The 26647-nt window shown below is 66.8% G+C and carries 23 protein-coding genes and 1 tRNA gene; 17 read left to right on the top strand and 7 right to left on the bottom strand.

What is annotated here, in order from left to right; all coding sequences use genetic code 11:
* Positions 1-147: 147 nt before the first annotated feature.
* Positions 148-915, bottom strand: a complete 768-nt coding sequence (locus KY501_RS02090; protein WP_224360687.1) for a hypothetical protein — start codon at positions 913-915, stop codon at positions 148-150.
* A 453-nt stretch (positions 916-1368) separates the two neighbouring features.
* Positions 1369-1467, bottom strand: a tRNA-Sec gene (locus KY501_RS02095).
* Between the two features lie 240 nt (positions 1468-1707).
* On the opposite strand from KY501_RS02095, the gene KY501_RS02100 reads away from it, so the two are divergent.
* Both KY501_RS02100 and KY501_RS02105 read left to right on the top strand, forming a co-directional pair.
* The gene (locus tag KY501_RS02100; RefSeq protein WP_224360689.1) at positions 1708-2475 is read left to right on the top strand and encodes a hypothetical protein; all 768 of its coding nucleotides are present in this window, start codon (positions 1708-1710) and stop codon (positions 2473-2475) included.
* A complete protein-coding gene (locus KY501_RS02105) occupies positions 2472-3065 on the top strand; it encodes a hypothetical protein (protein ID WP_224360690.1) in 594 nt (197 codons plus the stop codon). Before KY501_RS02100 ends, KY501_RS02105 begins: the two co-directional genes overlap by 4 nt.
* Positions 3066-3077: 12 nt before the next feature.
* Here the strand turns inward: KY501_RS02105 and KY501_RS02110 are convergent, their stop codons facing one another.
* Complete coding sequence (locus KY501_RS02110) at positions 3078-4151, bottom strand: metallopeptidase family protein (protein ID WP_224361065.1); 1074 nt, start codon at positions 4149-4151, stop codon at positions 3078-3080.
* Positions 4152-4253: 102 nt separating this feature from the next.
* Here KY501_RS02110 and KY501_RS02115 point away from each other — a divergent pair, with 102 nt between their 5' ends.
* A complete protein-coding gene (locus KY501_RS02115) occupies positions 4254-4610 on the top strand; it encodes a response regulator (RefSeq protein WP_224360692.1) in 357 nt (118 codons plus the stop codon).
* Positions 4611-4755: 145 nt separating this feature from the next.
* The gene (gene groL, locus KY501_RS02120) at positions 4756-6405 is read left to right on the top strand and encodes a chaperonin GroEL (RefSeq protein ID WP_224360694.1); all 1650 of its coding nucleotides are present in this window, start codon (positions 4756-4758) and stop codon (positions 6403-6405) included.
* A gap of 91 nt (positions 6406-6496) precedes the next feature.
* On the opposite strand, the gene sinK is transcribed toward groL, so the two are convergent.
* Positions 6497-8008: a hybrid histidine protein kinase/response regulator SinK gene (gene sinK, locus KY501_RS02125; RefSeq protein ID WP_224360695.1), complete on the bottom strand. Its 1512-nt coding sequence runs from the start codon at positions 8006-8008 to the stop codon at positions 6497-6499.
* A 129-nt stretch (positions 8009-8137) separates the two neighbouring features.
* On the opposite strand from sinK, the gene KY501_RS02130 reads away from it, so the two are divergent.
* Positions 8138-8536, top strand: coding sequence for a demethoxyubiquinone hydroxylase family protein (locus KY501_RS02130; RefSeq protein WP_224360696.1), 399 nt, complete (start codon positions 8138-8140; stop codon positions 8534-8536).
* Positions 8537-8551: 15 nt separating this feature from the next.
* Here the strand turns inward: KY501_RS02130 and KY501_RS02135 are convergent, their stop codons facing one another.
* Positions 8552-9913: a GGDEF domain-containing protein gene (locus tag KY501_RS02135; RefSeq protein ID WP_224360697.1), complete on the bottom strand. Its 1362-nt coding sequence runs from the start codon at positions 9911-9913 to the stop codon at positions 8552-8554.
* A 48-nt stretch (positions 9914-9961) separates the two neighbouring features.
* Here KY501_RS02135 and KY501_RS02140 point away from each other — a divergent pair, with 48 nt between their 5' ends.
* From KY501_RS02140 to nadC, 4 genes are all read left to right on the top strand, one after another.
* The gene (locus tag KY501_RS02140; protein ID WP_224360698.1) at positions 9962-10774 is read left to right on the top strand and encodes a chemotaxis protein CheW; all 813 of its coding nucleotides are present in this window, start codon (positions 9962-9964) and stop codon (positions 10772-10774) included.
* A 114-nt stretch (positions 10775-10888) separates the two neighbouring features.
* Positions 10889-12235, top strand: coding sequence for a response regulator (locus KY501_RS02145; protein ID WP_224360699.1), 1347 nt, complete (start codon positions 10889-10891; stop codon positions 12233-12235).
* Positions 12236-12282: 47 nt separating this feature from the next.
* The gene (locus tag KY501_RS02150; protein ID WP_224360700.1) at positions 12283-15840 is read left to right on the top strand and encodes a valine--tRNA ligase; all 3558 of its coding nucleotides are present in this window, start codon (positions 12283-12285) and stop codon (positions 15838-15840) included.
* Positions 15841-15852: 12 nt separating this feature from the next.
* The gene (nadC, locus tag KY501_RS02155) at positions 15853-16734 is read left to right on the top strand and encodes a carboxylating nicotinate-nucleotide diphosphorylase (protein ID WP_224360702.1); all 882 of its coding nucleotides are present in this window, start codon (positions 15853-15855) and stop codon (positions 16732-16734) included.
* Positions 16735-16833: 99 nt separating this feature from the next.
* On the opposite strand, the gene KY501_RS02160 is transcribed toward nadC, so the two are convergent.
* Positions 16834-18462 carry an alkaline phosphatase family protein gene (locus tag KY501_RS02160; protein ID WP_224360703.1) on the bottom strand — a complete coding sequence of 543 codons (1629 nt, stop codon included), beginning with the start codon at positions 18460-18462 and terminating at the stop codon, positions 16834-16836.
* Positions 18463-18559: 97 nt separating this feature from the next.
* On the opposite strand from KY501_RS02160, the gene KY501_RS02165 reads away from it, so the two are divergent.
* From KY501_RS02165 to KY501_RS02180, 4 genes are all read left to right on the top strand, one after another.
* Complete coding sequence (locus KY501_RS02165) at positions 18560-18961, top strand: acyl-CoA thioesterase (protein ID WP_224360704.1); 402 nt, start codon at positions 18560-18562, stop codon at positions 18959-18961.
* A 31-nt stretch (positions 18962-18992) separates the two neighbouring features.
* On the top strand, positions 18993-19958 hold the full coding sequence (gene glpX / locus KY501_RS02170; protein WP_224360706.1) for a class II fructose-bisphosphatase: 966 nt from the start codon (positions 18993-18995) through the stop codon (positions 19956-19958).
* A 40-nt stretch (positions 19959-19998) separates the two neighbouring features.
* A complete protein-coding gene (locus tag KY501_RS02175) occupies positions 19999-20424 on the top strand; it encodes a type II toxin-antitoxin system RatA family toxin (RefSeq protein ID WP_224360708.1) in 426 nt (141 codons plus the stop codon).
* Positions 20425-20797: 373 nt separating this feature from the next.
* The gene (locus KY501_RS02180; RefSeq protein WP_224360709.1) at positions 20798-20974 is read left to right on the top strand and encodes a hypothetical protein; all 177 of its coding nucleotides are present in this window, start codon (positions 20798-20800) and stop codon (positions 20972-20974) included.
* Between the two features lie 109 nt (positions 20975-21083).
* Here the strand turns inward: KY501_RS02180 and KY501_RS02185 are convergent, their stop codons facing one another.
* The gene (locus KY501_RS02185) at positions 21084-22253 is read right to left on the bottom strand and encodes an ADP-ribosylglycohydrolase family protein (RefSeq protein ID WP_224360710.1); all 1170 of its coding nucleotides are present in this window, start codon (positions 22251-22253) and stop codon (positions 21084-21086) included.
* Positions 22254-22352: 99 nt separating this feature from the next.
* Here KY501_RS02185 and eno point away from each other — a divergent pair, with 99 nt between their 5' ends.
* The 4 genes from eno to KY501_RS02205 are packed head-to-tail and all read left to right on the top strand — an operon-like array spanning position 22353 to position 26647.
* A complete protein-coding gene (gene eno / locus KY501_RS02190) occupies positions 22353-23648 on the top strand; it encodes a phosphopyruvate hydratase (protein ID WP_224360712.1) in 1296 nt (431 codons plus the stop codon).
* Between the two features lie 6 nt (positions 23649-23654).
* The gene (surE, locus tag KY501_RS02195) at positions 23655-24443 is read left to right on the top strand and encodes a 5'/3'-nucleotidase SurE (protein ID WP_224360714.1); all 789 of its coding nucleotides are present in this window, start codon (positions 23655-23657) and stop codon (positions 24441-24443) included.
* 2 nt (positions 24444-24445) lie between these two features.
* A complete protein-coding gene (locus KY501_RS02200; protein WP_373691545.1) occupies positions 24446-25438 on the top strand; it encodes a peptidoglycan DD-metalloendopeptidase family protein in 993 nt (330 codons plus the stop codon).
* Positions 25439-25495: 57 nt separating this feature from the next.
* The gene (locus KY501_RS02205; protein ID WP_224360715.1) at positions 25496-26647 is read left to right on the top strand and encodes a hypothetical protein; all 1152 of its coding nucleotides are present in this window, start codon (positions 25496-25498) and stop codon (positions 26645-26647) included.

Here is a 26647-nt window from a genome sequence, read left to right on the forward strand (position 1 = left end):
ACTCAGGGGGGCAGTGGCTTGGCCCTTTTTTCTGTAGCGGCACAACTCCCGGTAGCACACGATTGGAGTCTTCTTGCCTCCAAAGCGACGTTGCACGGGCTCGGCGCAGCCCTGCGCCGTTGCAATAGCCAAGCCGCACTCGCGGATTTACTCGACCGCCTTCCAAGGTGTGATGCTCTGGCACTCGCTCGACGTGTTTTTGAACTGCGGCACGAGCGTCGCTCGTGTGACTTGGCCGGAGTTCACCAAGCCCATGACGCATTCACGAAACGCCGCTTTCGGGATACCCTCGTGCTTCACGCGGTAGGCACACTCGACGAGATCGCCCCAGACATAGGAAACGAGAAAGGCGTCGTTGCACTGCGGTTGGTCGCCCTTGCACTCAATGTGGCCTTCATCGGTGTAGGCGCCATCTGACGAACTCGAGCAGACCGCTCCTTCCTCCGGCAGTACGTGCGTCATCTCGTGGGCGAGGGTGTTGATGAGCGTGCCGCGCTGCTCCTTTGTTGCGTCCTCCCACCGATCGATTCGCCTCGTGTTGATCCAGGATCCTACGCAGGCCGTCGTTGCCGCCGTCGACAATGGATGCAGCAGCGAGCACCGACTTCCCAGGACATGGCTGGGCAGGCGGGTCTTCATGGCCGCGAGGACGTCGGACGCCTTCGTTGTCCGGCAGGATTCGTCGGCTGACGTGGCGAGTGGTTGGTGGTCGAACGCCTTGATGGCCTCGGCGAAGGTCGGGTCCTCGAGAATCGCCTGGATCTCGTCGAAGGCGGCAATGAGGCGCGCAGTTCTCTCCGGCGAAGCTTCGACTGTAAGCGGTGGGGCGTCCGCTCGCCGGGTGCTCTGGTGGAGGACGCTCGTCGTGCACGCTGCACCCAGCAGGAGCCCGGCGGCAAAGATGAATCCCTTCATGAACACGCTCCATGAGGCGGCGCAGTGCCAATCCTTGAACCTCGGTCGCTACTATCACGCCTGCATTGCAGATGTGCGAGCGCCTGGATGGATGAGAACCCTGCTGCGGGCGGCGGCCGGGTACTGAGAGGCAATTGAGGGAGGGAGGCTGCCGGTGGTCAAAGGGCCGTGCGCGGGCCGGTGTAGAGGCTGTGGAGCCCCTTGGGGCTGTGCATGACCTTGCCGCCATCCGTGAGGGGCTGCGGCGGATGTTGGACCTCCTGTGGTAGGCACCAGGGCTGTAGTCATGTGCCGACAGTGAGCGGGAGCCTGCCAGATCACCATGCCAACAGTTCGGGGGGGATTATAGGGACGTAAAAGGGACGTAACCGACTGAACGCCTGCGTACCCGTCCGAACACTGCGGTCCCCGCCCAGTATCAGCTGCAACCGCCCGATTTCAGGGGGAAAAAGGTGGCGGTAGGGCATGAGAATCGAACTCACCAGGGACCGCTCTCGCGACCCCTCACCGGTTTTGAAGACCGGGCCGGCCACCAGATCCGGAGGCCCTACCTCATTCATTCGCCATCAGCGCTGCAGGCTCAGACGAGCGGCTCAAACTCAAGAGGGTGGTCCATATCCCAATGCTGCGCCCATGTCACACCGCAACCGATCGAGACCCTACCGACGTGCAGAGGCCGTGGGCGTTCTTGCTCCACGGGTTTGCCTCCAGTAGATGCTTGGGAGCAGCCAGGAAGAAGGCTTCGCATGTCGAGTCGAGGAACTCGGACTCCCCCGGAGCGAGGAAGACCTGATGAATTCGGCGGAACGATGGCTTCAAGGTCTCCTGATTTCTTGGGCTTTCTGGATCGGGGGGGCCTGTGCGCCCAATGACCCGGAAGTGGTACGGCCTTCGCCAGGTGAACCGTTTCTGCCTCGATTGCCCGGCCCAGCGGCAGGGGGGCCATACGACTCATTCTCCCAGGCGCTGATTGCTTCTTGTCGGAAGATCCTCGCGAAGCCGGGAGCCTCCGTCGTCCATCTGCGGTACCAGGATTTCATCACCCAGTGGAGGCTCTCTACTGAGTACTGCGCCTGGATCTACTACACGCCTGAGAACCGATACGAGATCAGCAGGTTGACCGATCAGTCGCGAGTGGATCCCTCCTATCGATTCAAGAGATGTGCGTTGCCGACGTCCGTGGAAGATCCGCGGTATCCAGCGCATGCCATCAAATACATCTGCGCCATTCATAATCATCCCTATGGTGACAGTTTGTCAGAGGATGATATCCGATCCATTGTCTCGCAGGGGTTTATTCACGGTTTTGAAGCTGAGACGAAGGATGGCACCGTGCTGCTGTCCATCGTTGCGTTTGTCTCGAATGATCCCACGAAGCCTTCCTGTGATGGGTTCTATCAGTACGTTCCAGCCGCAGGCAGTATGTATCGGTGGAAGCAGGTGGATGGAGCCTGGGCGTGCAGGAAGACAGGTGTCATCAAGTGGCAAAACATGGAACACTACACCTTGCAGAAGGTGGATGCCTCGTGCCCGGATTTCTCCGACATGGAGGCACCGTGAGATACAGCTCCTTGTTCACGCTTATATTCTTGTTGAGCTGTGTGCGGAGCCCGAACTCCGCTGCGCTGCCCTCGTACGACGATGAGTCCATCGTGTTCCCGGATTTTCATGGGAGTGCCTCCATCATCGTGGGGGAGAGTGGCAAGGCCTATGAACTTGATGGGGTGGTGCTTCGCGCGCTGATGGTTGCTGCCAGTGATCTCATTCCGTTCACAGATGAGACGAAGCCCTGTTCGGAAACACTGGAGGCCCTCGGCTTCCAGGTCGTCCGCCAGGGAGACCTTATTTTTGTCTCCGTTCACGCGGACCTCGCGCGTTGCGGACATCCTTTCCTGAGCCTCGACTCCGGCGTGAAGTACGCCATCAACAAGGAGGGACGCATCCTGCGGCGCGTGCGTGACGGCGAGTCCGGGACGCCTGCTGACTCAGCGGCTTCCGATGCAGGGCCGGGCAAGCTCTTCCAGGAGCCGGGACTCTCTACCGTTCTCAAGTCCCCTGGCTTCGACACCGAACGTCACCTGCCTCCGGGGTGGAAGGATGGAGGCAGTGGACTTGATGCGGGTGGTGAGTTCGATGGGGGAAGGCAGTAACCCCAAACATCCTCAGTCCAGCCCGCGCTCCCACAGGTCATCCTCGTCCAATCCCACCAGGTGACCGACTTCGTGCATCACCGTGATGCCGATCTGCTCGATCAGCTCCTCACGCGTCTTCGCGAAGCGCTCCAGGTTCCTCTGGTACAGCACGATCGATGCCGGGAAGTGATCATATGCGTTCGTCACGCTCCGCGCTCCCACCGGCGTGCCCCGGAACACGCCCAGGATGCACGGCGAGAGGGGAGGGGACTGGCCCGTGAGATCGTCGTCCGACGGAATGTCCTCCACCGAGATCGTCACGTTGTCCAGGTACCCCTTCACCTGCTCCGGAAGCGCCGTCACCGCCGACTCCAGCGCCCCGTCGAACTCCTCCTCCGACAACTCCACCGGCGGCGGGAACTCCTCCGGCATCAGCGCCTGCGCCTTCACGAAGCGCTTCTTCGCCTCCTTCATGTCCCCACGCCGCTCCGCGATCAGCCCCAGGTAGTGGTGCGCCCAGGGCTCGTCCGAGGCTTCCTTCAACACCCGCTCGAACGCCCCGTTCGCCTCCTTGAAGCGGCACAACTCGAACAGCGCAATGCCTCGCTCCACCATCGCGTCCACCGAGCGCGGCATGTGCTCCAACGCCTCGTCCAGACGCGCGAGCGCTCGTGCACTCTCGCCCACCTGGTTCAACCCCATCCCTTCCAAGAGCAGGAACTCGTACACCAACTCCACATCGTCCGCGTGCTCGGCCAGCCCCCGGCCTCGCCCACACAGCGCCAGGCCGTCCTCCACCGCCTCCCGGTCCTCTCCCCTCCGACAGATCAGGAAATCCGCCGCGCCCAGGATGATCTCCAGGTCCTCCGGATTTGCCTTCAACGCCCGGTGATAGGCCTGCGCCGCTTCTTCGGCGCGTCCCAGCTCCGCTAGCGCCGCGGCACGATAATGCAACGCCTCGGGCTGCCCCGGCGCCTGCGCCAGCAGCGCATCCGCCTGCGTCAGGGCGTCCTCGAACTCCTCTGTCTCGAACGCACGCGCCACCCCCTCCAGCCGCGCCTCCACGTCCCCCGGTCCCGCGCGCTTCGCCGTCCGCTTCCCCATCATGAACGGCCTCATATCCAGGCCCCACAGTGCGTTGTCAACGCGGAGAGCGGTTGTTACCTTCGGTTCCTCCCAGGCGCCGCCGCGTCCGGGTGTGCCCCCGTGAACATCCTCGTCGTCGATGATGACCTGAATCTCTGCTCCAGCCTCTCCCACTTCCTGGAGGGGCACGGCTTCACGGTCTATTCGGCCGGAGATGCCCTCCAGGCCCTGGATGTCCTGGAGCGCGAGCGCGTCGAGCTCATCATCACCGACTACCTCATGCCTCACGTGGACGGCATCCGCTTCACCGAGATGCTCAAGGCAGACCCCCGCTTCCAGTCCATCCCCGTGCTCCTCATCACCGCCTCGGTGGACGACTCCATCTCCGACAGGGGCATGCGCAAGGGCGTCGCCATGACGCTCCAGAAGCCCGTGGACATGGGCCAACTGCTCAACCTCGTCCGCTTCGCTGAGTAGCCTCGCCGACCCTCCAGGCGTCCTACGGGCCACACCCTCCACCTTCCGTGTTGACAACCCCGCCCCGGCCCTTATTTTGGCGCTCGCCAAGGCCGAGTGCTAACGGCCGGAAAGTTCCATTTCCCAGTAGTTCCAGGAGGTTACGATGGCAGCCAAGGAAATCTTCTTCCACCAGTCCGCCCGCGAGGCCATTCTTCGCGGCGTGCGGATCCTATCCGACGCGGTGGCCGTCACGCTGGGCCCCAAGGGCCGCAACGTGGTCATCGAGAAGAGCTTCGGTTCCCCCACGGTCACCAAGGACGGCGTCACCGTCGCCAAGGAGATCGATCTCGAGAACAAGTTCGAGAACATGGGCGCCCAGATGGTGAAGGAGGTCGCCAGCAAGACCTCCGACAAGGCCGGCGATGGCACCACCACCGCCACCGTCCTGGCCCGCGCCATCTATGAGGAGGGTCTCAAGCTCGTCGCCGCCGGCCACAGCCCCATGGACCTCAAGCGCGGCATCGACAAGGCCGTCGAGGTCGTCGTCGAGGAGCTCAAGAAGCTCTCCAAGCCCACCTCCGACAAGAAGGCCATTGCCCAGGTCGGTACCATCTCCGCCAACGGGGATGAGAACATCGGCACCATCATCGCCGACGCGATGGAGAAGGTAGGCAAGGAGGGCGTCATCACCGTCGAGGAGGCCAAGGGCCTGGAGACCACCCTCGACGTCGTGGAGGGCATGCAGTTCGACCGCGGCTACGTCTCTCCGTACTTCGTGACGAACCGCGAGCGCATGGAGGTCGTCATGGACGACCCCTACATCCTCATCAGCGAGAAGAAGGTCTCGTCGATGCAGGACATGATCCCCATCCTCGAGCAGGTGGCTCGCTCCGGGAAGCCCCTGCTCATCATCGCCGATGAGATCGAGGGCGAGGCCCTGGCCACCCTGGTGGTCAACAAGATCCGCGGCGTGCTGAACGTGGCCGCCGTGAAGGCGCCGGGCTTCGGTGACCGTCGCAAGGACATGCTCAAGGACATCGCCACCCTCACGGGCGGCATGGTCGTCAGCGAGGAGCTGGGCCACAAGTACGAGGCCCTCACCCTCAATGATCTGGGCCGCTCCAAGCGCATCACCGTGGACAAGGACAACACCACGATCGTCGACGGCGCCGGCAAGAAGGCGGACATCGAGGGCCGCATCAAGCTCATCCGCTCGCAGATCGAGACCGTCACCAGCGACTACGACCGCGAGAAGCTCCAGGAGCGCTTGGCCAAGCTCGTGGGCGGCGTGGCCGTCATCAACGTGGGCGCTGCCACCGAGACCGAGATGAAGGAGAAGAAGGCTCGCGTGGAGGACGCCCTGCACGCCACCCGCGCGGCCGTGGAGGAGGGCATCGTCCCCGGCGGCGGCGTGGCCTACCTGCGCACCCTGGGCGCCCTGGACAAGCTGAAGCTCGGCGGCGAGCAGGACTTCGGCGTGGAGATCATCAAGAAGGCCCTCGCCCAGCCGCTGTGGAAGATCGCCTCCAACGCGGGCCTCGAGGGCGCCGTGGTCATCAACAAGGTCAAGGAGGGCTCCGGCGCGTTCGGCTTCAACGCTCGCACCGAGGTCTACGAGGACCTGGAGAAGGCCGGCGTGATCGATCCCACGAAGGTGGAGCGCACCGCGCTGCAGAACGCGGCCTCCGTCGCCTCGCTGCTGCTGACCACCGAGGCCATGGTGGCCGACAAGCCCAAGAAGAAGGCCAAGGGCGGCGGCGCTGGCGCCGGCGGCGGCATGCCGGACTACGGCGGCGACGACATGGACTACTGAGCCGCGCTGAGCGGTCCGAGGGCGGCTGAAGTCCTGGCCGTCCTCGGTGAGCCCCGGGATGCCTCGAGAGAGGCCCCGGGGCTTCTGCTTTTCAGGAGGTGCTCAGCTTCAGTGCGCGGGCCAGCTCGCGGCTCAGCGCAGGACCGTCGAAGAAGAGCCGAGGCAGGCAGGCGATGGCGCCGGCTCGGAGCGAGTCCAGCGTCGTCTCCATGGTGAGGTGCTCCACCAGGACGATGAAGGGCGCTCCCTGGGCCAGCGCCTTGCCCAGCTCCAGTGCCTTGCGTCCATAGGCAGCGGTGAAGTCCCAGCTCACCAGCACCGCCATGGGCGGCTCCATGGCCACCACCTCCGTCGTGGAGATGAGGCGCGGCTCCAGTCCCAGCCGTACCAGCGCCTCGGTGACGATGCGCGAAGAGGTGGGGTTGTCGTCGATGACGTCCACCCGCTTGCTGGTGGACGTCCGCGGCTGCATTGGAGGCGCGGCGAGTGCGGCGCGGATGAGGGCCCGCACCTGGCGGATGTCGTCGAAGGGCTTGAGCAGGTAGTCCATCACCCCCAGCTCCAGCGCCTCCTGCGTCGTGCCCAGCGAGGGGTAGCCCGTCATCAACAGGATGCGTGCCTGCGGATTGATCGTCCGCGCCTGCTGGGCCAGCGCCAGTCCCGAGAGCCCCGGCAGGTTCTTGTCCGTGACGATGAGATCGATCTGCTGGTTGCGCAGGATCTCGAGCGCCTCTTCGGCCGTGCCCGCCTCGATGACCTCGCACTCCTTGCCCATCAGGTCCCGGAAGACCATGCGGATGATGCTCTCGTCATCCACGATGAGCACCCGCTTGCGCTCGGCGGGCGGCTCCGTGGCGGTCGCGGGGAAGACGACGCGGAACACCGTGGAGGGCGGGGGCTGGTCCGTCAGCGAGTCCGTGGGCGCCAGGCTGATCTCCGCGTGGTGCTCGTGGGCGATCCTCTTGCACACCGCCAGCCCCAGGCCCGTGCCCCGCTTGCTGGTCGAGACGTAGGGCTCGAAGATCTTGTCCCGCATGTCCTTCGGGATGCCCGGACCCCAGTCCGCCACGTACATCACCGGCGCCGACTTCTCCGTGGTCAGCATCACCTTGATGCGGCCCCGGCCGGACATGGCGTCCCGCGCGTTGTTGAGCAGGTTGAGCGTGAGTTGCTCCAGCAGCCGCGAGTTGCCCTGAACGGAGATGCTCTCCGGCGCCACCACCTCCAGCGAGATGCGCGAGGAGTCCGTGTTCAGGGCGAAGAGCTTGGCCGCCGCCCACACCGCGCTGGCCAGCGACAGCTTCTGCTGGGGCGCGGCCCGGTCGCTGGAGAGCCGGACGAAGTCGGCGATGATCTGCTCCATCCGCTCCACCTGCGCCAGCAGCAGCTTGAGCGGGCCCACCGGCCCCGTCTCCTCGGCCAGCAACTGGGCGTACGCCTTCACTCCCAGCAAGGGCTGGCGCAGCTCATGTAGGACCTCCGCGGCCAGTTGCGTGGCGCCCGTGGCGGAACGCTGGAGCGCCGCGGCCGCGGCCTTCGCTGCTGCCAGGTCGCCGACCTCCAGGGCCTCCAGGAGATGCGCGAGCGGGGCGGGAGTCTCCATGCCCCCGGAGCATGGCGGAGCCTGTGTCCTTGCGCAACGCACAGTCGCGGAATCCGTTGACCGGAGGCCCGCCCCTGCGGATGCTTCCGCCCCCGCCCGAGCCCTTCGCCCGGGTCGCCGGAGGCTGACATGCCGCAGACCAACCCGTTCCACTCGCTGGTGCCCCGCAAGCTCACGGACAGTGAGCTGGCTCGCTCCATCCGACTGAACATCGAGGCGGAGCTGGACGCCATCAACCTCTATGCCGCGCACATCGATGCCACTGACAATGAGGAGGCCAAGGCCATCCTCCGCCACATCATGGACGAGGAGCGAGAGCACGCCGCCCTCTTCTGGCAACTGATTGCCCGCCTGGATCCGGCCCAGGCCCAGCACGACCTCGAGGCCTCGCGCAAGTATCAGCTCATCGTCACCGGCGCCTCGCACGAGGACGTCGAGGCCGTGAGCGAGGGGAGAGGGGAGGGCGGAGGCGCGAACACCGAGCCGACGCTGCCCAAGCAGCTCACCGTCGGCAACCTGCGGCGCTGAGGTGCTCGAGAGAGGCTAGCCCGCCACCTTGCGCTCGGCGGGCGTGGCTTCCAGGTCCACCGCCGCCATGTAGATGACGTTGCGGGTGCCGCGCTTGCCCCGGTACATGGCGCGGTCCGCCATGTCCAACAGCGTGGCCTTGTCCCGCGCGTGCTCGGGGAAGCTGGCCACGCCCACGCACGTGGTGAGCGACAGGGAGATTCCCTCTCGAGGCACGAAGTGGTGGTTCTCCATGGTGCGCCGGATGCGCTCGGCCACCTTGAGCGCCCCGCCCGAGTCGCTGCTGCGCAGCAGCACGACGTACTCGTCGCCGCCGTAGCGCACGACGACGTCCCGCTCGCGCACGCAGCCCTTGAGCACCCGCCCCACCTCCACCAGCAACCGCGAGCCCACCAGGTGGCCGTGCGTGTCGTTCACGGCCTTGAAGTGGTCCAGGTCCATGAAGAGCAGACTGAAGGTGCCTTCCGTCTGCTGCGCGTTCTTCACCTCGCGGTCGAGCACCAGGTGCAGGTACCGCATGTTGTAGAGGTGGGTGAGATCGTCCATGTAGGCGAGATCTTCCACCTCGGAGAAGCGACCCAGGTTGCGCAGCGCCAGCGCGTAGTAGCGCGACAGGTAGCCGACCACCTCGGACACGTTGTCCGGCGGCGTATCGGAGAAGAAGAGGACCATCTGGCCCAGCAGCAGCTCGCCGTCGCTCGCAGGGAAGGAGAGTACGTGCGAGTGGGACACCGGTAGTCCCTCCAGCGTCCGGGGCGACCGCACGCCCTGCAGCTGGGCGGACAGCAGGGGCTCGAGCCGAGCCACCTGATCGCGCTCCAGGCCCGCTGAGCCGTGGAGCTGCAGAGGGCCGCCGTCTCGCAGCAGCAACACCACGCCGCCGGCCAGAGTCTGCGCCTCGAGCGCGCTGGAGACGGCGTTGGACAGCCGCTCCCGATCCAGGATCGTGGCGATGCGCTGCCCCATCTCCAGCAGGGAGACGTAGTGGCGCAGCGAAGCGTTCTCCTGGAGCATGTCCCGCGTGGCCAGCGCCCGGCGCACGGCGTGCTGGAGCGCCTCGGGAGCCACCGGCTTGACGAGGTACTCGGCCGCGCCGCTCTTGATGGCTCGCACGGCCGGTTCCACCTTGTCCAGGCCGGTGATCACCACCACCTCGACGCCCGGGTAGCGCTCTTTCGTATAGCGGAGCACCTCCATGCCATCGACGCCCGGAAGGATCAGGTCCGTCACCACCGCGTCATAGTGGGTGGACTCGAGGGCCTCACGAACCTCCTCGAACCGGCTCACCGCGGTGACCGTGTGTCCGGCCGCGCGCAGGTAGTCCCCGTAGAGGGTTTGGGCCATCTTTTCGTCGTCGACGAGGAGGATGCGCGCCATCACCTCTCGCTTACCATTAATGGCGGGGAGGCTGCTAGCCTCCGGCCCGTGGCTCCTTTCGAAAGCGGACGTCGGCTATGCCTGCTCGTGGAGGCGGGTGAGACGCGCTACGCCATCGAAGCGACCTCCGTCATGGAGGTGGCCCTCCCAGGCAGTGACGGCACCAGCCTGCGCGGCATGCTCGAGGTGAAGGATCTGTCCGTGCTGCTCGGCGGCGCCCCCGAGAGCGGCACGGGCATGGTGGTGGTGTTGGATGTGAGCCCCACCCTGGCCGTTCGGGTACGTGCCGTCGTGGAGGTGGCGGACGTGGCCCACACTCCCTTCTTCCTCCTGCCCGCCGGCCTCGGAGAGACGCTGGCCCCACTCACCCGGGGCGCCATCCTTCACAAGGGGCGGCTCTACCTGGAGCTCATCGCCGAGTCGCTGCCCCAGCGCGGGGTGCGCACGCCCCAGCCGCTTGCCAGGCCCGTGCATCTGCTCGAGAGCCCGCCTGATCGCTCGCTCGTCTTCGAGTCCCAGGGGCGCCTGTTCGGTCTGCCGCTGGGCCTGGTCTCCCAGGTCGTCACTCGGGGTGAAGCGTTCAGTATGTTACCCGTGCAGAGTGGGGCCGTAGCCGGCGTGTTCCCCCACGCCCAGGTGCTCTGGCCCATCTTCTCGGTGCCGGCGATGCTGGGCGCCTCGGCCGAGACGGAAGCCTTCTTCGTCCTCACCGAGATGGCGGGTCAGAACGTGGGGCTGTGTGCCACTCGGGTGCTCGGTGTGTTGCAGCGCTTCGAGTCGACAGGCGAGCGCGGCGAGTACACCGCCTCCGGACTGCCCGGGCCCGTGCTCTTCCTGGATCTGCAGCACATGTTTTCTTGATTGCCCCGGAGCGCAAACCCTAAGCTGCCCGGATTGACAGCGGGTGTCCCCCGCCTGTGGACGCCTGTTTCCCCAACGAATTCTGGGGGTTGATGCCCCCGAGGCCCGACACCGATGCCGAAGAATCTGCTGGTCGCCGACGACTCCCTCACCATCCGCAAGGTCATCGGGATGATCTTCGCGACGGAGGACTTCCAGGTGACCGCGGTGGACAACGGGTTGGATGCGATTGCCCGTTGCCGCGAGCTGCGCCCGGATGTGGTGCTCGCCGATGTGATGATGCCTGGCAAGAGCGGGTACGAGGTGTGTGAGGCGCTCAAGAGCGATCCGAATACCCAGCACATTCCCGTGCTCCTGCTGGCCGGGACGTTCGAGGCCTTCGACGAGAACCGCGCTCGCGCCGCCCGCGCGGATGATCACATCACCAAGCCCTTCGAGAGCCAGGTGATGCTCGACAAGGTGAAGGCCATGGTGGGGCAGAAGTCGAACACCATGCCCGCATCGGCCGCCACGCAGGTGACGCCTCAGGCTGCTGCTCCTCGGCCTCCCGCGGGCCCTGCTCCTGCAGCGGCTGCTCCGGGCGCTCCGCGTCCGCCGGGCCCCGCGGGCGTGCCGCGTCCTCCCGGGCCTGGAGTGCCGGGCCCTGGGATGCCTCCGGGTGCACGTCCTCCGGGACCTGGGATGCCGCCGGGGCCTGGGATGCCGCCGGGGCCGGGCATGGCTCGTCCTCCGGGACCTGGGATTCCTCCGGGAACGCAGCCAGGTGCGCGTCCTCCGGGACCAGGGATGCCGCCGGGGCCTGGGATGCCGCCGGGGCCGGGAATGGCGCGTCCTCCGGGACCTGGGATTCCGTTGGGAACGCAGCCAGGTGCGCGTCCTCCGGGGCCTGGGATGCCGCCGGGGCCTGGAGTGCCGCCGGGAGGCATTCCGCGCGCTCCGGGGCCGGGGATTCCCCAGGGAACGCAGCCAGGTGCGCGTCCTCCCGGGCCTGGGGTTCCTCCTGGGCCGGGGATGGCTCGTCCGCCGGGGCCGGGTGCACCTCCCGCCCCGGGCGCGCCGGGTGGAATTCCGCGTCCGCCGGGTGGGGCAGGGCTGCCGACCGCTCCAGCGGGGGCTCAGCCCGTGCCTCGTGGACGGGATCCATTTGGACTTGGGGCTCCCGCGCCTCAGGGCGCGCCCCAGGCGGCCCAGGCCGCTGTGGCCCTCTCGCTCGAGGACGCGCTGCCCGAGCCGGGTGGTGCCGCCGAGATCGCGCTTGATGCCAGAGCTCCGAGCCGTGCTCCCGCGGCCGGTCGCGCGGCCGCCTCCGATGGAGGAGAGGCCCAGTTGCGCGAGGCGCTCTCGAAGGCCTCGCGTGAGGTCATCGAGAAGATCGCCTGGGAGGTAGTACCGCAGCTCGCCGAGACCATCATCCGCGAGGAGTTGGATCGGCTGATCAAGGACCGAGAGACGCAGCACTGAGTTGCCTACCCTGATCTGATGCCGGCCCGCAGGGCCGGCCCCCTGCGATGACCGACACAATCGAGCTGTCCAAGGCTTACGAACCCACCGAGGTCGAGAGCCGCTGGTCGAAGTTCTGGCTGGAGCGGAAGTACTTCCACGCCGAGGCCACCTCCGACCAACCTCCCTTCAGCATCACACTGCCGCCGCCCAACGTGACGGGCAGCTTGCACCTGGGCCACGCTCTGACGGCCACGATCGAGGACACCCTCATCCGGTGGAAGCGGATGAGCGGCTACAACGCGCTCTGGATGCCCGGCACGGATCACGCCGGCATCGCCACCCAGATGGTGGTGGAGAAGGAGCTGAAGAAGACGGAGAAGAAGAGCCGTCACGATCTGGGCCGCCAGGAGTTCCTCAAGCGCGTCTGGGAGTGGAAGGACAAGTACGGCAAGCGCATTGGCGAGCAGCACCAGTACCTGGGCGCCTCGCTGGACTGGGATCGCGAGCGCTTCACCATGGACGAGAAGTCCTCGGCCGCGGTGCGCGAGGTGTTCGTCCGGCTGCACGAGGAAGGGCTCATCTACCGGGCCCACAAGCTCATCAACTGGTGCCCCTCGTGCCACACGGCGCTGAGCGATCTGGAGGTCGAGCACGAGGAGCAGAAGGGCTCGCTCTGGCACCTGCGCTACCCGGTGAAGGGCACGGACCGGGCGCTCGTGGTGGCCACCACGCGTCCGGAGACGATGCTGGGCGACACGGCGGTGGCCATCCACCCGGATGACGAGCGCTACAAGGGCCTGGCGGGCGGCACCGTGGTGCTGCCGCTGGTGGGCCGCGAGATCCCCATCGTCGCGGATGCCGAGCTGGTCAACATGGAGTTCGGCACGGGCGTGGTGAAGGTGACGCCTGCGCACGACTTCAACGACTACCAGACGGGGCTTCGGCACAACCTGCCGATGATCTCGATCTTCGACGAGAGCGCGCGCACCAACAAGGAGACCGGCTCGTACGCGGGGCTGGATCGCTACGAGGCGCGCAAGAAGGTCCTCGAGGATCTGACGCTGCAGGGGCTGCTGGAGAAGGAGGAGCCGCACAACCTCTCCGTGGGGCACTGTCAGCGGTGCAACACGGTGGTGGAGCCGCGGCTGTCTCCGCAGTGGTTCGTGAAGATCGAGCCGCTGGCCAAGCCGGCCATCGAGGCGGTGGAGCAGGGCCGCACGAAGTTCGTCCCGGAGACGTGGACGGAGACGTTCTTCCACTGGATGCGCAACATCCACGACTGGTGCATCAGCCGCCAGCTGTGGTGGGGCCACCAGATCCCCGCCTACTACTGCACGGCGTGCAGCCCGCGGATCGGGGATGACACGGATCTGCCCGAGGGCGCTCCCACGGTGAGGGTGGGCGGCGTGGACTTCTCGCGGGCCGATCCGATCGTCTCGCGCCAGCAGCCCGCGCACTGTCCCAAGTGCAACGGCACGAACTTCACGCAGGACCCGGACGTGCTGGACACGTGGTTCAGCTCCGCGCTCTGGCCCTTCTCCACGCTGGGTTGGCCGGAGAAGACGCCCGAGCTGAAGACCTTCTATCCGAACTCCGTCATGGAGACGGGCCACGACATCATCTTCTTCTGGGTCGCCCGGATGATGATGATGGGCCTGCACTTCATGGGCGATGTGCCCTTCCGCACCGTCTACCTGCACGCGATGGTGCGCGACGAGAAGGGCGAGAAGATGTCGAAGACGAAGGGGAACGTCATCGATCCCCTCGACATCGTCCTGGGCGCTCAGGCGGACAAACTCCCGCCCGCGCTGCGCAACAAATTCCCCCAGGGCATGCCGGCGTTCGGCGCGGATGCGCTGCGCTTCACCCTGGCCTCGCTCACGCAGCAGGGCCGCGACATCAAGCTGTCGATGGATCGCGTCGCTGGCTACAAGGCCTTCAGCAACAAGCTGTGGAACGCCAGCCGCTTCGTGCTGATGAACCTGGGCGGTTTCCGCCTGGACACGCGTCCCATCAAGGAGCGCGAGCTGACGCTGGCGGACCGGTGGATCCTCGCCCGCCTGCAGCGCGCCATCGTGGACACGCGTCTGGCGCTGGAGACGTTCTCCTTCGCGGATGCCGCCTCCACGCTGTACCAGTTCCTCTGGTCCGAGTTCTGTGACTGGTACATCGAGCTTTCCAAGGGCTCGCTCTATGGCGAGGACGCCCGCTCCAAGGACAACACCCGCGCGGTGCTCGTGTTCTGCCTGGAGCGCATCCTGCGGCTGCTCCACCCGTTCATGCCGTTCATCACCGAGGAGATCTGGCAGAAGCTGCCCATCCCTCGCACGGCGGAATCGATCATGATCTCGCCGTATCCGGAGCCGGACTCGCGGCTGGCGGACTTCGCGGCCGAGACGGAGATGGCTCCCGTGGTGGCCGCCATCGAGGGCATCCGCGCCATCCGCGGCGAGAGCAACCTGCCGCCCTCCGCGAAGCTGGTGGCGTACGTGCAGTGCGCCAACGCGAACCTGCGCGCCACCATCGAGCGGTGCCGCGGCTATCTGCTGCCGCTGGCCGGTCTGTCCGAGATGCACGTGTCGGCTCCTGGGCGCAAGCCGCCTCAGGCCGCCGCCTACGTGGGCTCGGAGCTGGAGATCTACGTGCCGCTGGCCGGGCTCATCGATGTGGATGCCGAGCGTGAGCGCCTGGGTAAGGAGCTCACTCGCGCGGACCAAGAGCTGGCCAGCGTGCTGCGCAAGCTGGAGAACCCGAACTTCGTCGCCAAGGCTCCGCCGGAAGTGGTCGAGAAGGATCGGGCCCGGGTCGAGGAGTTGAAGGCTCGGAAGGTGAAGTTGCAGGAGAATCTGGATCGGTTGGCCCCGGAGGCACCCATGCCCGAGTCTGAGGAGACGCAGCCTGAAGCAGCGGAGACCACGCCCACCCCTCCCCAGACGGGGCAGGTGAAGGTGGCTCCGCCCACGACCCCAGCGGAAGGGGCCGTGGATCTCAGCAAGGAACTGAAGGGCGAGCTCGAGTCGAGCCCGGAGATCGTCAATCCGCAGATCACGGATGCGCTCGCCAAGCTTCGTGAGAGCACCAAGGAGGGGCTGTCCGCCAAGGACCACGAGGATCTCGGCGTCGCGTACATGAGCATGGGGCTCGTGGACGATGCACAGCGCGAGTTCGAGCAGGCCAAGCAGGGCGAAGAGAGCGCTGCTGAGCCCGCGAAGGCCGCGGAGAAGAAGGAAGCGGCGGCCAAGGCTCCCGCGAAGAAGGCGGCTGCCAAGAAGGCCGCGGCGCCTAAGAGCCCTGCGACGGAGGCGGCTGCTTCCAAGAAGGCTCCCGCCAAGAAGGTCCCGGCCAAGAAGGCGGCTGCTACCAAGGCTGCTGCGAAGAAGGCACCGGCCAAGGCTGCTGCGAAGAAGGCACCGGCCAAGAAGGCTCCGGCCAAGACTGCTGCCAAGAAGGCGGCGGCTAAGAAGGCTCCGGCCAAGAAGGCGGCTGGCAGGAAGGCTCCGGCCAAGGCGGCTGCGAAGAAGGCTCCGGCCAAGAAGGTGGCTGCCAAGAAGGCTCCGGCCAAGAACGTTGCCTCCAAGAAGGCTCCAGCCAAGAAGGCCCCGGCCAAGAAGAGCCGGCGCTAGAGGAGGCGAGACTTGAAGGACTACGTCGACCGGCTCATCGAGCTCGCGTTGGATGAAGATCTCGGGGCGGCGGGGGATGTGACCTCCAACGCCCTCGTTCCTCCCGACGCCATGGGCGCGGGAGAGCTGGTCGCCAAGGAGCAGTTGGTGCTCGCCGGGGTCGAGGCGTTCGCCCGCGTGTTCCACTTCGTGGATCCGGAGGTCCAGGTCGAGTTCCTCCAGCGTGATGGGCAGGAACTCAAGACCAAGACCGTGGTGGCCAAGGTCGCTGGCCGGCTGCGCTCGTTGCTGGCCGCTGAACGCACTGCACTCAATATTGTCCAGCGGATGTCGGGCATCGCCACGCTCTCTCAGCAGGCCCTGACGGCTGTGCGTGGCTCCAAGCTCAAGGTGCTCGATACGCGGAAGACGTCTCCGGGGATGCGCTCCCTCTCCAAGGAGGCGGTCCGGCTCGGGGGCGCTTCCAACCACCGGTTCGGCCTCTTCGATGGGATCCTCATCAAGGACAACCACATCGCGGCGGTGGGCGGCTCCATCAAGGAAGCCCTGCGTCGGGCCCAGGCCAACGCTCCTCGGCTGGTGAAGATCGAGATCGAGGTCACCAACCTCCAGCAGCTCGTCGAGGCCATCGACGGCGGCGCGGACGTGGTGATGCTCGACAACATGGATGACGAACAGATCCGCAAGGCCGTGGAGATCACGGCGGGCCGTGTCCCGCTCGAGGTCTCCGGCGGCGTGGCGCTGGAGCGGCTCCCCCGCCTGGCCAAGCTGGGCGTGGACTACGTCTCCATGGGCTCGTTGACGCACTCGGCACGGGCCATGGATTTGTCGCTGGAGATCGCGACGACCCGAACCTCCGGGCGTGCCCGAGCCAGCCGGAAGCGCCGAGCCTGACGTTCGGGAGGTACCCTCGGTGCGCGGTTTGGCCGAACCTGTATGCTTAGCAGACAGGTTGGTCCAGACCGCGGCCGACGGGGGCTGCCTGCCACCGCGTTAGCGGCCGTTCGCCAGGAACTCGGTCCGCGCGCGGCCTTCGGAGGAGGCGGGAACTCCTATCTCCATCATCGCCGCGACCGTGGGTGCCACGTCCATGGCGTTGATGTCCTGCAAGTAGGTCCCCGGCTTCACGCCCTTTCCGGCGAAGACGATCGGGATCTGCTGGTCGTAGCTGTAGGGGGTGCCGTGATTGGTGCCCGCCATCCCGGTGCTGATCACCTGGAAGGGTTGCGGGACGATGAGCACGTCCCCGCTGCGCCCGGCGTAGTAGCCGCGACGCACCGGAGAGATAAGTCCCGCCACGTCCGGTGCCGTGTAGAGGTCGTCCTTCGCCACCGCCGCCGCGATGCCGGGCTGCCGCGCGAGCCATTCCGCCGCCGCCCGTCGCACCGCCGCTCCATCCACCTTGTTCTCGTCCAGCGCCTTCCCGGCCAGATAGACGTCTGATTCTTCCTGGGCAACTGTGAGGTCCGCCTGCGGAAAGCGGCGCTTCAGTTCCTGCGTGAGCCCCTGCACCAGCTCCTTCGGGTTCAAGCGCTTGGCTGGGACACCCTCGGAGGCCCAGTGCTCGGGTACCGCCGCGCCTCCGTGATCCGCCGTGAGCACGATGACCAGGTTGGCTCGGCCCCCGGCAGCGCGCTCGGCCGCCGTGACGAGCTCCGCCACCGCGCGATCCAACCGATACAGCGTGTCCTGCATCTCCCAGGAGTACGGGCCATAGGCGTGGAAGACGTAGTCCGTGCCGCTGAAGCTCACCGCGAGGATGTCCGGCACGTCGTCCTTGCCCAGCGCCTCGCCCTCGAGAGCCGCCTTCGCCGCCTGCACGAGCAGATCATTCGAGAAGGCCGAGGCGGCCAGCGCCGCGTACGAGCGAGGTCCGGGCGCCTGCAGCCCCCCGTTGAGCGGGTGGGGGAAGGATTGGCCCAGTCCGGGGCCTTCCTCCTCATAAGCACGATCGTCTTCGCCCAGGTACTCGGTCTTCGGCAGCAGCAGCGTCCACTGCTGCGAGAAGTACTTGTCCGCCAGCCCCCGAGCGTTGAACGTCTTCAGCCATGTGGGGAACTCCTTCGTGTACCAGGTCCCCGTGACGAACTTTCCCACCGTCTCGTCGAACCAGTAGGCCTGCCCGAGCCTTCCCCCCAGCGCGATGGCGGCTCGCCCCTTGCCGGACAGCGCCACCACCTTGCCTCGTCCTCGCGAGGTCATCCGGAGCCGATCCCCGAGCGTCTCGGCCATCAGGTTCAGGGGACTGGTGTCTCCGCCAGCAGCCTGGGCCAGAGGCACCTCCAGCACCGGGTGCGACTCGTCCTTGAAGACGCCCACCGGAGCACCAGTAGCCCGGTCGATGATCCGGTTGTCGACGATCCCATGCCTCCAGGGGTCGGCGCCGGTCATCAGCGTCGTGTGCCCAGGCGCGGTGCGAGGCTTGGCGTAGTCATACCGCCCGTACGGGAAGAAGGCCCCTCCGTCGAGCAGTTGACGCATCCCGCTCTTGAGCTTCGGGCGCGTGCGCAGCAGCAGGTCCGACCCGAGCGCATCCACGGTGATGAAGAGCGTCAGCCTCGGGGGCTTCGCGAGCGCGGGAACGGCGGCAAGGACCAGGGCCAGGGCGAGAGGGCGCACCATAGGGGGTGCATCTTCGCCGTCAGATGGTCAGAAGCAACCAACTCGCCATCCCTGTGGCTTGGAGCCCCCCCGTCCCCCTGTTACGGTCCGCGCACGCATGGTGGAAGCGCGGGTCCGAGTCATCTACGGCGATACAGATCAGATGGGCGTCGTCTATCACGCCAACTACTTCCGCTATTTCGAGTTCTCCCGCATGGAGTTCTTCCGCCTCCGCGGAGGCAGCTATCGCGACATGGAGCGCGAGGGCTTCATGCTCCCCGTCGTCGAGGCCACCTGCCAGTACCGCACCCCCGCTCGGTACGACGACGTGCTCCTCATCCGCCCCACGGTGAGCGAGTTGCGCCGCGCGTCGATTCTCTTCACCTATGAAGTGGTGCGCGAGGACGCGTCCTCCACCGTGCTCTGCACGGGCAGCACCCTCCACGCCTGCGTGGGCCGCGACGGCAAGCCCCGGCGCTTCCCAGAAGCGTTCGTTCGCATGGTCGAGAAGTCTCCCTGAAGGTTCCACTGTTGTCCCAAGGAGTCCGAGAATGGATCGCAACCTGGCAATGGAGGCCGTGCGCGTCACCGAGATGGCGGCCATCGCCTCCGCCCGTCTGATGGGCCGCGGCACCAAGAACGAGTCGGATCAGGCCGCCGTGGACGCCATGCGTCGTGCCTTCGACGCGCTCTACATCGACGGCACCGTCGTCATCGGTGAGGGCGAGCGCGACGAGGCCCCCATGCTCTACATCGGCGAGAAGGTGGGCCGCCGCTCCGAGGGCGTCCCCGAGGTGGACATCGCCCTGGATCCGCTCGAGGGCACCAACCTGGCCGCCTATGGCCGCCCCGGCGCCATCTCCGTGGTTGCCATGGCCGGCAAGGGCAACCTGCTCAACGCCCCAGACACCTATATGGAGAAGCTCGCGGTGGGCCCGCGCGCTCGGGGAGCCATCGATCTGCGCCGCTCTCCCACGGATAACCTCCGCGCCATCGCCGAGAGGAAGAAGGTCTACGTGGAGGACCTCACGGTGGTCATCCTCGATCGCGAGCGGCACGTGGAGCTCATCAAAGAGGTCCGCGCCGCCGGCGCGCGCATCCGCCTCATCGAGGACGGGGACGTGGCAGGTGCCATCTCCACCTGTTTCGAGGAGACCGGTGTGGACGTGCTGATGGGAATCGGTGGCGCGCCCGAGGGCGTCATCACCGCGGCGGCCATCCGCTGCGTGGGGGGCGACATGCAGGGTCGGCTCAAGCCTCGCAGCCAGGAAGAGATCGATCGCGCCAAGACGATGGGCATCACCGACATCGGCAAGATCTACACGGCCGAGGAGCTCGCCCGCGGCGAGGTCATGTTCGCCGCCACCGGCGTCACCTCGGGGGACTTTCTCAAGGGCGTGCGCTTCTTCGGTGGAGGCTGTGAGACCCACTCGGTCGTCATGCGCAGCAAGACGGGCACCGTCCGCTTCGTGCAATCCGTCCACAAGTTCGACAAGAAGCCGGGATACGCTCTGTAATCTCTCGTCCGCGTTTCCCATCGCTCCGGAGAGTCACACCATGCCTGGCGCCACCCGCTCGATCGTCATCAATGCCCCCGTCGAGAAAGTCTTCGACACCATCATCCAATACGACAAGTACGCGGAGTTCCTCTCCGAGGTGAAGGAGATCCGCACCTCCAACCGCCAGGGCAACGAGGTCAACGTCCACTACAAGGTCGATGTGGTGAAGACCGTCAAGTACACCATCCGCTCCAAGGAGGAGCGCCCCCACCGCGTGTCCTGGACCTTCGTCGAGGGCGAGTTCATGAAGGACAACAAGGGCAGCTGGGTGCTCGAGCCCGCCGGCGAGGGGAAGACCAAGGCCACCTACACTGTCGAGATGGCGCTCGGCGCCCTCGTCCCCAAGACGATCGTCAATGCCCTCGTGGACACCTCGCTCCCGAAGATGCTCGAGGCCTTCAAGCGCCGGGCAGAAGCCCCCTGATCGTCGTGACTCGCCGCGTCATGATGCCCGCTTCAGGATTTTCCCAAGGCCGAGCGGGCATTCGAGCCTGGCTGCAGGGGTTGCGAGGCGGGATGGCCGTGGCCATGGGTGCCGGTTGGACGGCTTGCGGGCCGCCGCGACTGCATTACAATCAACGTACCCAGTGGCGGTAGGTCGGGCGCCAACCATGACATCCCTGGCGCAGGGGTGTGGCTTTGATGTCGGGCGGTAAACGAGCAAAGGACCAGTCAGCAAGGACTGGGCTCCCAATGGAACGGGGGACCTTAACTTGCATCTGAAGGGGATGAAGACTGGAACCGGGTTGGGGTGGCGGGCGTACACCGGGGTATGTAGGCTGAGGGAGAGCGAACCCATGCTGGACGCCTTCATCATCGAAGAAATCAAACGCCGCGAGCGTCATCGCGAGGATCGCGAACGCCCCGTGGTTGAACTTCCGTTGCCGTTGCCTCCGGATCGTCCCCACCGTCGCAGTACGGAGACGGACGACGAGGAGAAGCCGCAGCGCGGCGTCGTCGTCATCGATCTCTGAGGCCGAGTCCATCCGGCCTCGAGTGTGGCCCTGAGCCCGCGGCAGGTGTGTCCCCTTTGAAAGGGACCGCCTCTCGCGGGCTTCGTGTTTTCGGGCGGGGAAGGCCCCGCTAGTCCTGCACCAGCAGGAGCAGGTGCCGCGGGTGGTACAGGTTCCACAGTGGCCCGCGAGTCGTGTTCATGGATTCCATCACCACACGTTTCCACTCAGCGGGGATGGCCTCCTCGCCGTGGAATGCGCCCAGCAGTGCGCCGGTGATGGCGCCGTGGGCATCTGCATCACCGCCGCGATTCACCACATCCACCAGCCCGGCCTCGAGCGTGGGCGCGTGGAGCAGCTCCCAGAAGGCGAGCCGGAAGGCCGTGCGCACATGGCCGTATTGCCGGTGCAGGTGCAGCTCTGGTCCGTAGAGCATCGGGTTGGGTTGCTGCGCCGCGTCCAGGTCCGCCATCAAGAGCGCTTTGGCGAACGACACCTCTTCGACGTGCTCGTTGAGGGAGCGGGCGAGGAGCGGGGCGCCCACGGACAGCCCTGTCTGCGCCGCGGTGATGAGGTCCTTGGGCTCCAGCTTCGAGCCGCCCGTGAGGGCCTTGGCGATGGCCGCGTTCAGGGCCGCGCAGGCAAGCTGGCAACGCGGATCGTAGTGGGTGAGGGCGGAGTCCTCGAAGGAGGCTCGCAGCAAGGCCTGCTCGTCCCGGGCGAAGAAGACGCCGATGGGGGCCGTGCGGGCGAGGCTGCCGTTGGTGCACGAGCGGCGGAAGTTGCGCACCCAGAGCCGGCGCCCGGCACTGACCGCCGCCAGCCCCGAGTCCATCTCGTCCAGCACCTCCCGGAGCGAATCGCTCATGTCGAAGGCGTGGGGCTTCCAGGCGCGGTAGCGGCGGGCCGCATCCGCCGCACTGTAACTCTTCACCTCGCGCAGGCTCGCCGCGAGGCAGCAGGCCATGTGGGTCTCGTCCGTCACCTGGCCCTTGCGCAGCTCCATCACGGGAGGTTCCAGGGGGGCGTTCGCGGGAATGCCCTCTTCCAGGAACTCCCCCGGCGGCGGCAGGGGCAGCTCCTCCGGCTTGGGGAGCCGGGGCTTGATGATGCTGGCCGTGGGCATGCGGCGCATGCCCTCCGCGAGCTGGGGGAAGAGGGGGGCCAGGAGGTTACGGCCCCGCAACGGCGCGCCCAGGGCGTCCCCGATGGCCAGCCCGAGCAAGGCACCTCGGGCACGCAGGCCGGGGAGGGGGTCGGGCCCCTGCGGTTCTTTACCTCGGCGAGGGGGCGGGGGCATGGCAGGTGGGGGTGGGGAGGGGCTTCACGGTGGACACTGTAGCAGCGAGATCGCGGTGCAAGCTTGCGAGCCTGGGGAGCGTCCTCTAGAACCCGCGCCATGACCGAGATTGCTCAGATTCTGGCTCGTGAAGTGCTCGACTCCCGTGGCAACCCCACCGTGGAGGCCGAAGTCCATCTGTCCGGCGGGGCCCGTGGCCGTGCGGCCGTTCCCTCCGGTGCTTCGACCGGTGAACACGAGGTGCTCGAGCTGCGGGACGGGGACAAGAACCGTTACCTGGGCAAGGGCGTGAAGAAGGCCGTGGCGAACGTCATGGAGACGATCGCCCCCGAGCTCATGGGCATGGATGCCACCGACCAGGTGTCCGTGGACATGCGCATGCGCGAGCTGGACGGCACTCCCAACAAGGGCAAGCTGGGCGCCAACTCCATCCTCGCGGTGTCCATGGCCACCGCGCGCGCGGCGGCGGATGCGTTCGGCCTGCCGCTCTACCGCTACGTGGGCGGCCTGCAGGCGCGCACCCTGCCGGTGCCGCTGATGAACATCCTCAACGGCGGCGCGCACGCGGACACGCGCGTGGACGTGCAGGAGTTCATGGTGGTCCCGGCGGGCGCCTCGTCGTTCGCCGAGGGCCTGCGCTGGGGCGCCGAGGTGTTCCACGCGCTGAAGAAGATCCTCAAGGGCCGCAAGTTCGCCACCGGCGTGGGCGACGAGGGCGGCTACGCCCCGGATCTTCCGGCCAACGAGGAGGCTCTCAAGCTCATCATGGAGGCCATCGGCAGCGCCGGTTTCAAGGCGGGCGAGCAGATCTACCTGGCGATGGATGTGGCGGCGAGCGAGTTCTTCGACAAGGCCAGCAAGAAGTACAAGCTCAAGGGCGAGGGCAAGGACTACGACTCGGCCGGGCTCATCGAGTACTACCGCGGCCTCACCGAGCGCTACCCCATCGTCTCCATCGAGGACGGCATGGCCGAGGACGACTGGGAGGGCTGGAAGAAGATCACCGAGACGCTGGGTAGCAAGATCCAGCTCGTGGGTGATGATCTCTTCGTCACCAACGTGGAGCGCCTCAGCCGCGGCATCCAGAGCAGTACGGCCAACTCCATCCTCGTGAAGGTGAACCAGATCGGTTCGCTGACCGAGACGTTCGATGCCGTGCGCATGGCGCACCGCGCGGGCTACACCTCCATCATGAGCCACCGCTCGGGCGAGACCGAGGACACCACCATCGCCGACCTGGCGGTGGCGCTCGACTGCGGGCAGATCAAGACGGGCTCGGCGTCCCGCTCGGATCGCGTGGCCAAGTACAACCAGCTGCTGCGCATCGAGCAGGAGCTGGGCGCCGGCGCGCGCTACGCGGGCCGCACCGCGATCAAGGCCACCCAGGCGAAGTGAGGCGCGGTGACTTCCGCACGACGCCCTCGCATTCTGGTCTCCAATGATGACGGGTACTTCTCCGAGGGCCTTCAGGCCCTCGTGGAAGCTGTCAGCCCGCTGGGGGAGGTGTGGGTGGTGGCCCCGGACCGCGAGCAGAGCGCGGCCTCGCACGCCATCTCCCTGCACCGCCCCCTGCGCATCAAGGAGATCCGCGAGCGCTGGTTCGCGGTGGATGGTACCCCCACCGACAGCGCTTATCTGGCGATCAACCACCTCCTCAAGGATGATCGCCCCCAGATCATGGTCTCTGGGATCAACCACGGCGCGAACCTGGCGGATGACGTCACCTACTCGGGGACGGTGGCCGCGGCGATGGAGGGAGCCCTCCTGGGCGTGCCCGCCATCGCCTTCAGCCTCGCGTCCCGCCCGCCGTTCAACTTCGAGCCGGCGGCGCGCTTCGCCCGGTCGATCGTGGAGGCGGCGCTCTCGCGGCCCCTGCCTCCGCGGATGCTCCTGAACGTGAACATCCCCGGGGGCGCGGATCCGGATGGCTACGTCGTCACCCGGTTGGGAAAGCACACGTACGGCTATGAAGTGGTGGAGAACGTCGATCCCCGCGGCCGGAAGTACTACTGGATCGGGGGCAGCGAGTACGAGCACGAGGACATCCCCGGCAGCGACTGCAACGCCGTTCACCTGGACAAGCGTATCTCGGTGACGCCGCTGCACCTGGATCTGACGGATCGCAGCCGGATGGCCGATGTGGCGACCTGGACGCTCGAGGGCTTCCAGCGCGCCGGGTCGGGTGGGTGAGGTTGGAGGGGGGGCGCTTCAGCCGAGCGTGCCTGGCGCTCCTCCTGGTGCTCGGGGCCGCGGGATGCGCCAGCTCTCGGGCGGCATCCCGGCCTCCCGAGCAGGACGCTCCCCCCGCACCCTCGGAGGTCTCGGCGGCTGAGGGGGCACGTCCTGTCTCCTCGGCGCCCAAGGCTTCGGCGTCTGGGGCGTCTGGTGCTCCGGCGGCGCTGCCCATCACGCTGCGGGCCGCGCACCCCGAGCCGGAGCTCATCACCGTGCGGCACCGCGTGGCTCCCGGTGAGACGGTGTTCCGCATCGCGCGCACCTACAACATCTCCGTGGAGGATCTGTCCGCGGCCAATGGCATCAAGGATCCGCGCAGCCTCATCGTGGGCCAGGAGTTGCTCATCCCCACGATCGAGCCCGATACCGAGCCTTCGGAGCCCCACCTGGAGTGGGATGTGGCACCCGCTCCAGCGGGGGGAGCCGAGGCCAATCGGCCCGCGTCGGGAGGAGAGGGGTCCCGGCCCGTGGCGGGTCGAGAGGAACTGCCCCCGAGACCCAAGCCTCAGACTCAGCCTCCGAGCCCTCGTACGGGACGCACTGCTTCACGCCCCGAGCCTGCGACCAAGGGGATGCTCGACTGGCCGCTGCGAGGCGTGCTGTATGGCCGCTTCGGCAAGAAGGGGCGCGAGCCTCATGACGGCATCGATCTGGCGGCCCCTGCAGGGACTCCCGTGAAGACGGCGCAGGAGGGCACGGTCCTCTACGCGGGCGAGCAGCGCGGCTACGGGCTCATCGTCATCGTCCAGCACCCCAACGGCATCATCACCCTGTATGCCCACAACCGAGATCTGCGGGTGAAGACGGGGCAGACGGTGCGCCGCTCCCAGGTCATCGCCACCGTGGGGGAGTCCGGGCGTACCTCTGGACCCCACCTGCACTTCGAAGTCCGCGTGGACGGCAAGCCCGTGGACCCAGGGGACTACCTTGGGCCTCTCCCAGCCTCGTGAAGCAGGCAGGCAGGGAGGGGGATGGCCTGCGGCGCTGATTCTCCTAGAGTGTCGCCGGTGAAGCGCCTCAACCCCTTGTTTCTCGCTACGCTGCTGCTCTCGACGGTGAGCCGTGCTCAGGCACCGGTTCCTGCCGAGGCTCCTGCCGCGACGCCCGCTCCCGCTCCCTCAGACGCCGCGCCTGCTTCCACCACGCCTTCTCCCACCGAGGCGGCTCCTGCCGAGGCTTCAGGCACCGCGAAGACACAGAAGGACTCGAACCTCCCCACCGTGGCTGTCCTCTCGCTGGAGGCCAACAAGGCTGCCCAGGAGTCCGCGCCGGCCATCGCCTCGCTCCTCGCGAGCCGACTCGCCGAGTCTCCCAAGCTCAAGGTCCTTACCCAGCGGGACATCGAGACCATGTTGAGCACCGAGCGCCAGCGGCAGTTGCTCGGCTCCGGTTCGTGCTCCTCGCAGGGAGCATGTCTGGAGGAGCTGTCCAACGCCGTGGGCGCCCGCTACGTGGTCACTGGGCGATTGGACCAGTTCGGCAGCAAGTACCTGCTCACGGTCAGCCTGCTGGACACGTACTCCGGCCGCAGCCTGGCCCGGCCTCGAGCCGAGGCGGACAGCAGCGAGGATCTCCTGCAGATCGCCGAGGCCGTCGGCGAGCAATTGCTCGTCGAGCTGGCTCCCGAGGGGAAGACCGCTGCGGCCCGGCCGCTCCTGGGCAGCGCTCGCGAGACGCCGGGCGGTGGGCTGGTGTTGGGGCTGCGCTTCAACAACAGCTTCATCTCCGACCTGGAGGCCCTCAATCCCGGTGGCGATCTGGAGGTGGGCTATGCCTTCCATCCAGAGTGGGTCGGTTTCCTCCAGGTGGGCTTCTCCTTCGTCCGCTCCAATGAGGAGGGCAAGAAGGGGAGTCTCCGGGTGCTGCCGAGTCTGGTGGGCGCACGGCACTACTATCGGCTGGAGCACTCGCTCCATCCCTACTGGGGGTTGGGGCTGGGCGTGCAGCTCTCCTTCGGAGAGTTCGGCATCTTCCAGTCCACCGGCGCGCTGCCCACGGTGATCGGCTTCTTTGGCGCCGAGTACCTCATCGCCGGCAAGGTCGGCCTGCAGCTCGAGGCCGGCACCAACATCGCTCAGGCCACGCTGGGCATCACCAAGGGCGGGTTGGGCGATGGGATCAATCTCGATCTCAGCGCCGGTATCTCGTATCACTTCTGA

The organism is Hyalangium versicolor, from assembly GCF_020103695.1.
In the GTDB taxonomy this organism is placed as follows: Bacteria; Myxococcota; Myxococcia; order Myxococcales; family Myxococcaceae; genus Hyalangium; species Hyalangium versicolor.

Bases quoted from the DNA above. Each gene is read 5' to 3' on its own strand.
- KY501_RS02090 (WP_224360687.1), bottom strand. From the start codon at position 915: ATGAAGGGATTCATCTTTGCCGCCGGGCTCCTGCTGGGTGCAGCGTGC.
- KY501_RS02100 (WP_224360689.1), top strand. From the start codon at position 1,708: ATGAATTCGGCGGAACGATGGCTTCAAGGTCTCCTGATTTCTTGGGCT.
- KY501_RS02110 (WP_224361065.1), bottom strand. From the start codon at position 4,151: ATGGGGAAGCGGACGGCGAAGCGCGCGGGACCGGGGGACGTGGAGGCG.
- groL (WP_224360694.1), top strand. From the start codon at position 4,756: ATGGCAGCCAAGGAAATCTTCTTCCACCAGTCCGCCCGCGAGGCCATT.
- sinK (WP_224360695.1), bottom strand. From the start codon at position 8,008: ATGGAGACTCCCGCCCCGCTCGCGCATCTCCTGGAGGCCCTGGAGGTC.
- KY501_RS02130 (WP_224360696.1), top strand. From the start codon at position 8,138: ATGCCGCAGACCAACCCGTTCCACTCGCTGGTGCCCCGCAAGCTCACG.
- KY501_RS02135 (WP_224360697.1), bottom strand. From the start codon at position 9,913: ATGGCGCGCATCCTCCTCGTCGACGACGAAAAGATGGCCCAAACCCTC.
- KY501_RS02145 (WP_224360699.1), top strand. From the start codon at position 10,889: ATGCCGAAGAATCTGCTGGTCGCCGACGACTCCCTCACCATCCGCAAG.
- KY501_RS02150 (WP_224360700.1), top strand. From the start codon at position 12,283: ATGACCGACACAATCGAGCTGTCCAAGGCTTACGAACCCACCGAGGTC.
- KY501_RS02160 (WP_224360703.1), bottom strand. From the start codon at position 18,462: ATGGTGCGCCCTCTCGCCCTGGCCCTGGTCCTTGCCGCCGTTCCCGCG.
- KY501_RS02165 (WP_224360704.1), top strand. From the start codon at position 18,560: ATGGTGGAAGCGCGGGTCCGAGTCATCTACGGCGATACAGATCAGATG.
- glpX (WP_224360706.1), top strand. From the start codon at position 18,993: ATGGATCGCAACCTGGCAATGGAGGCCGTGCGCGTCACCGAGATGGCG.
- KY501_RS02175 (WP_224360708.1), top strand. From the start codon at position 19,999: ATGCCTGGCGCCACCCGCTCGATCGTCATCAATGCCCCCGTCGAGAAA.
- KY501_RS02180 (WP_224360709.1), top strand. From the start codon at position 20,798: ATGCTGGACGCCTTCATCATCGAAGAAATCAAACGCCGCGAGCGTCAT.
- KY501_RS02185 (WP_224360710.1), bottom strand. From the start codon at position 22,253: ATGCCCCCGCCCCCTCGCCGAGGTAAAGAACCGCAGGGGCCCGACCCC.
- eno (WP_224360712.1), top strand. From the start codon at position 22,353: ATGACCGAGATTGCTCAGATTCTGGCTCGTGAAGTGCTCGACTCCCGT.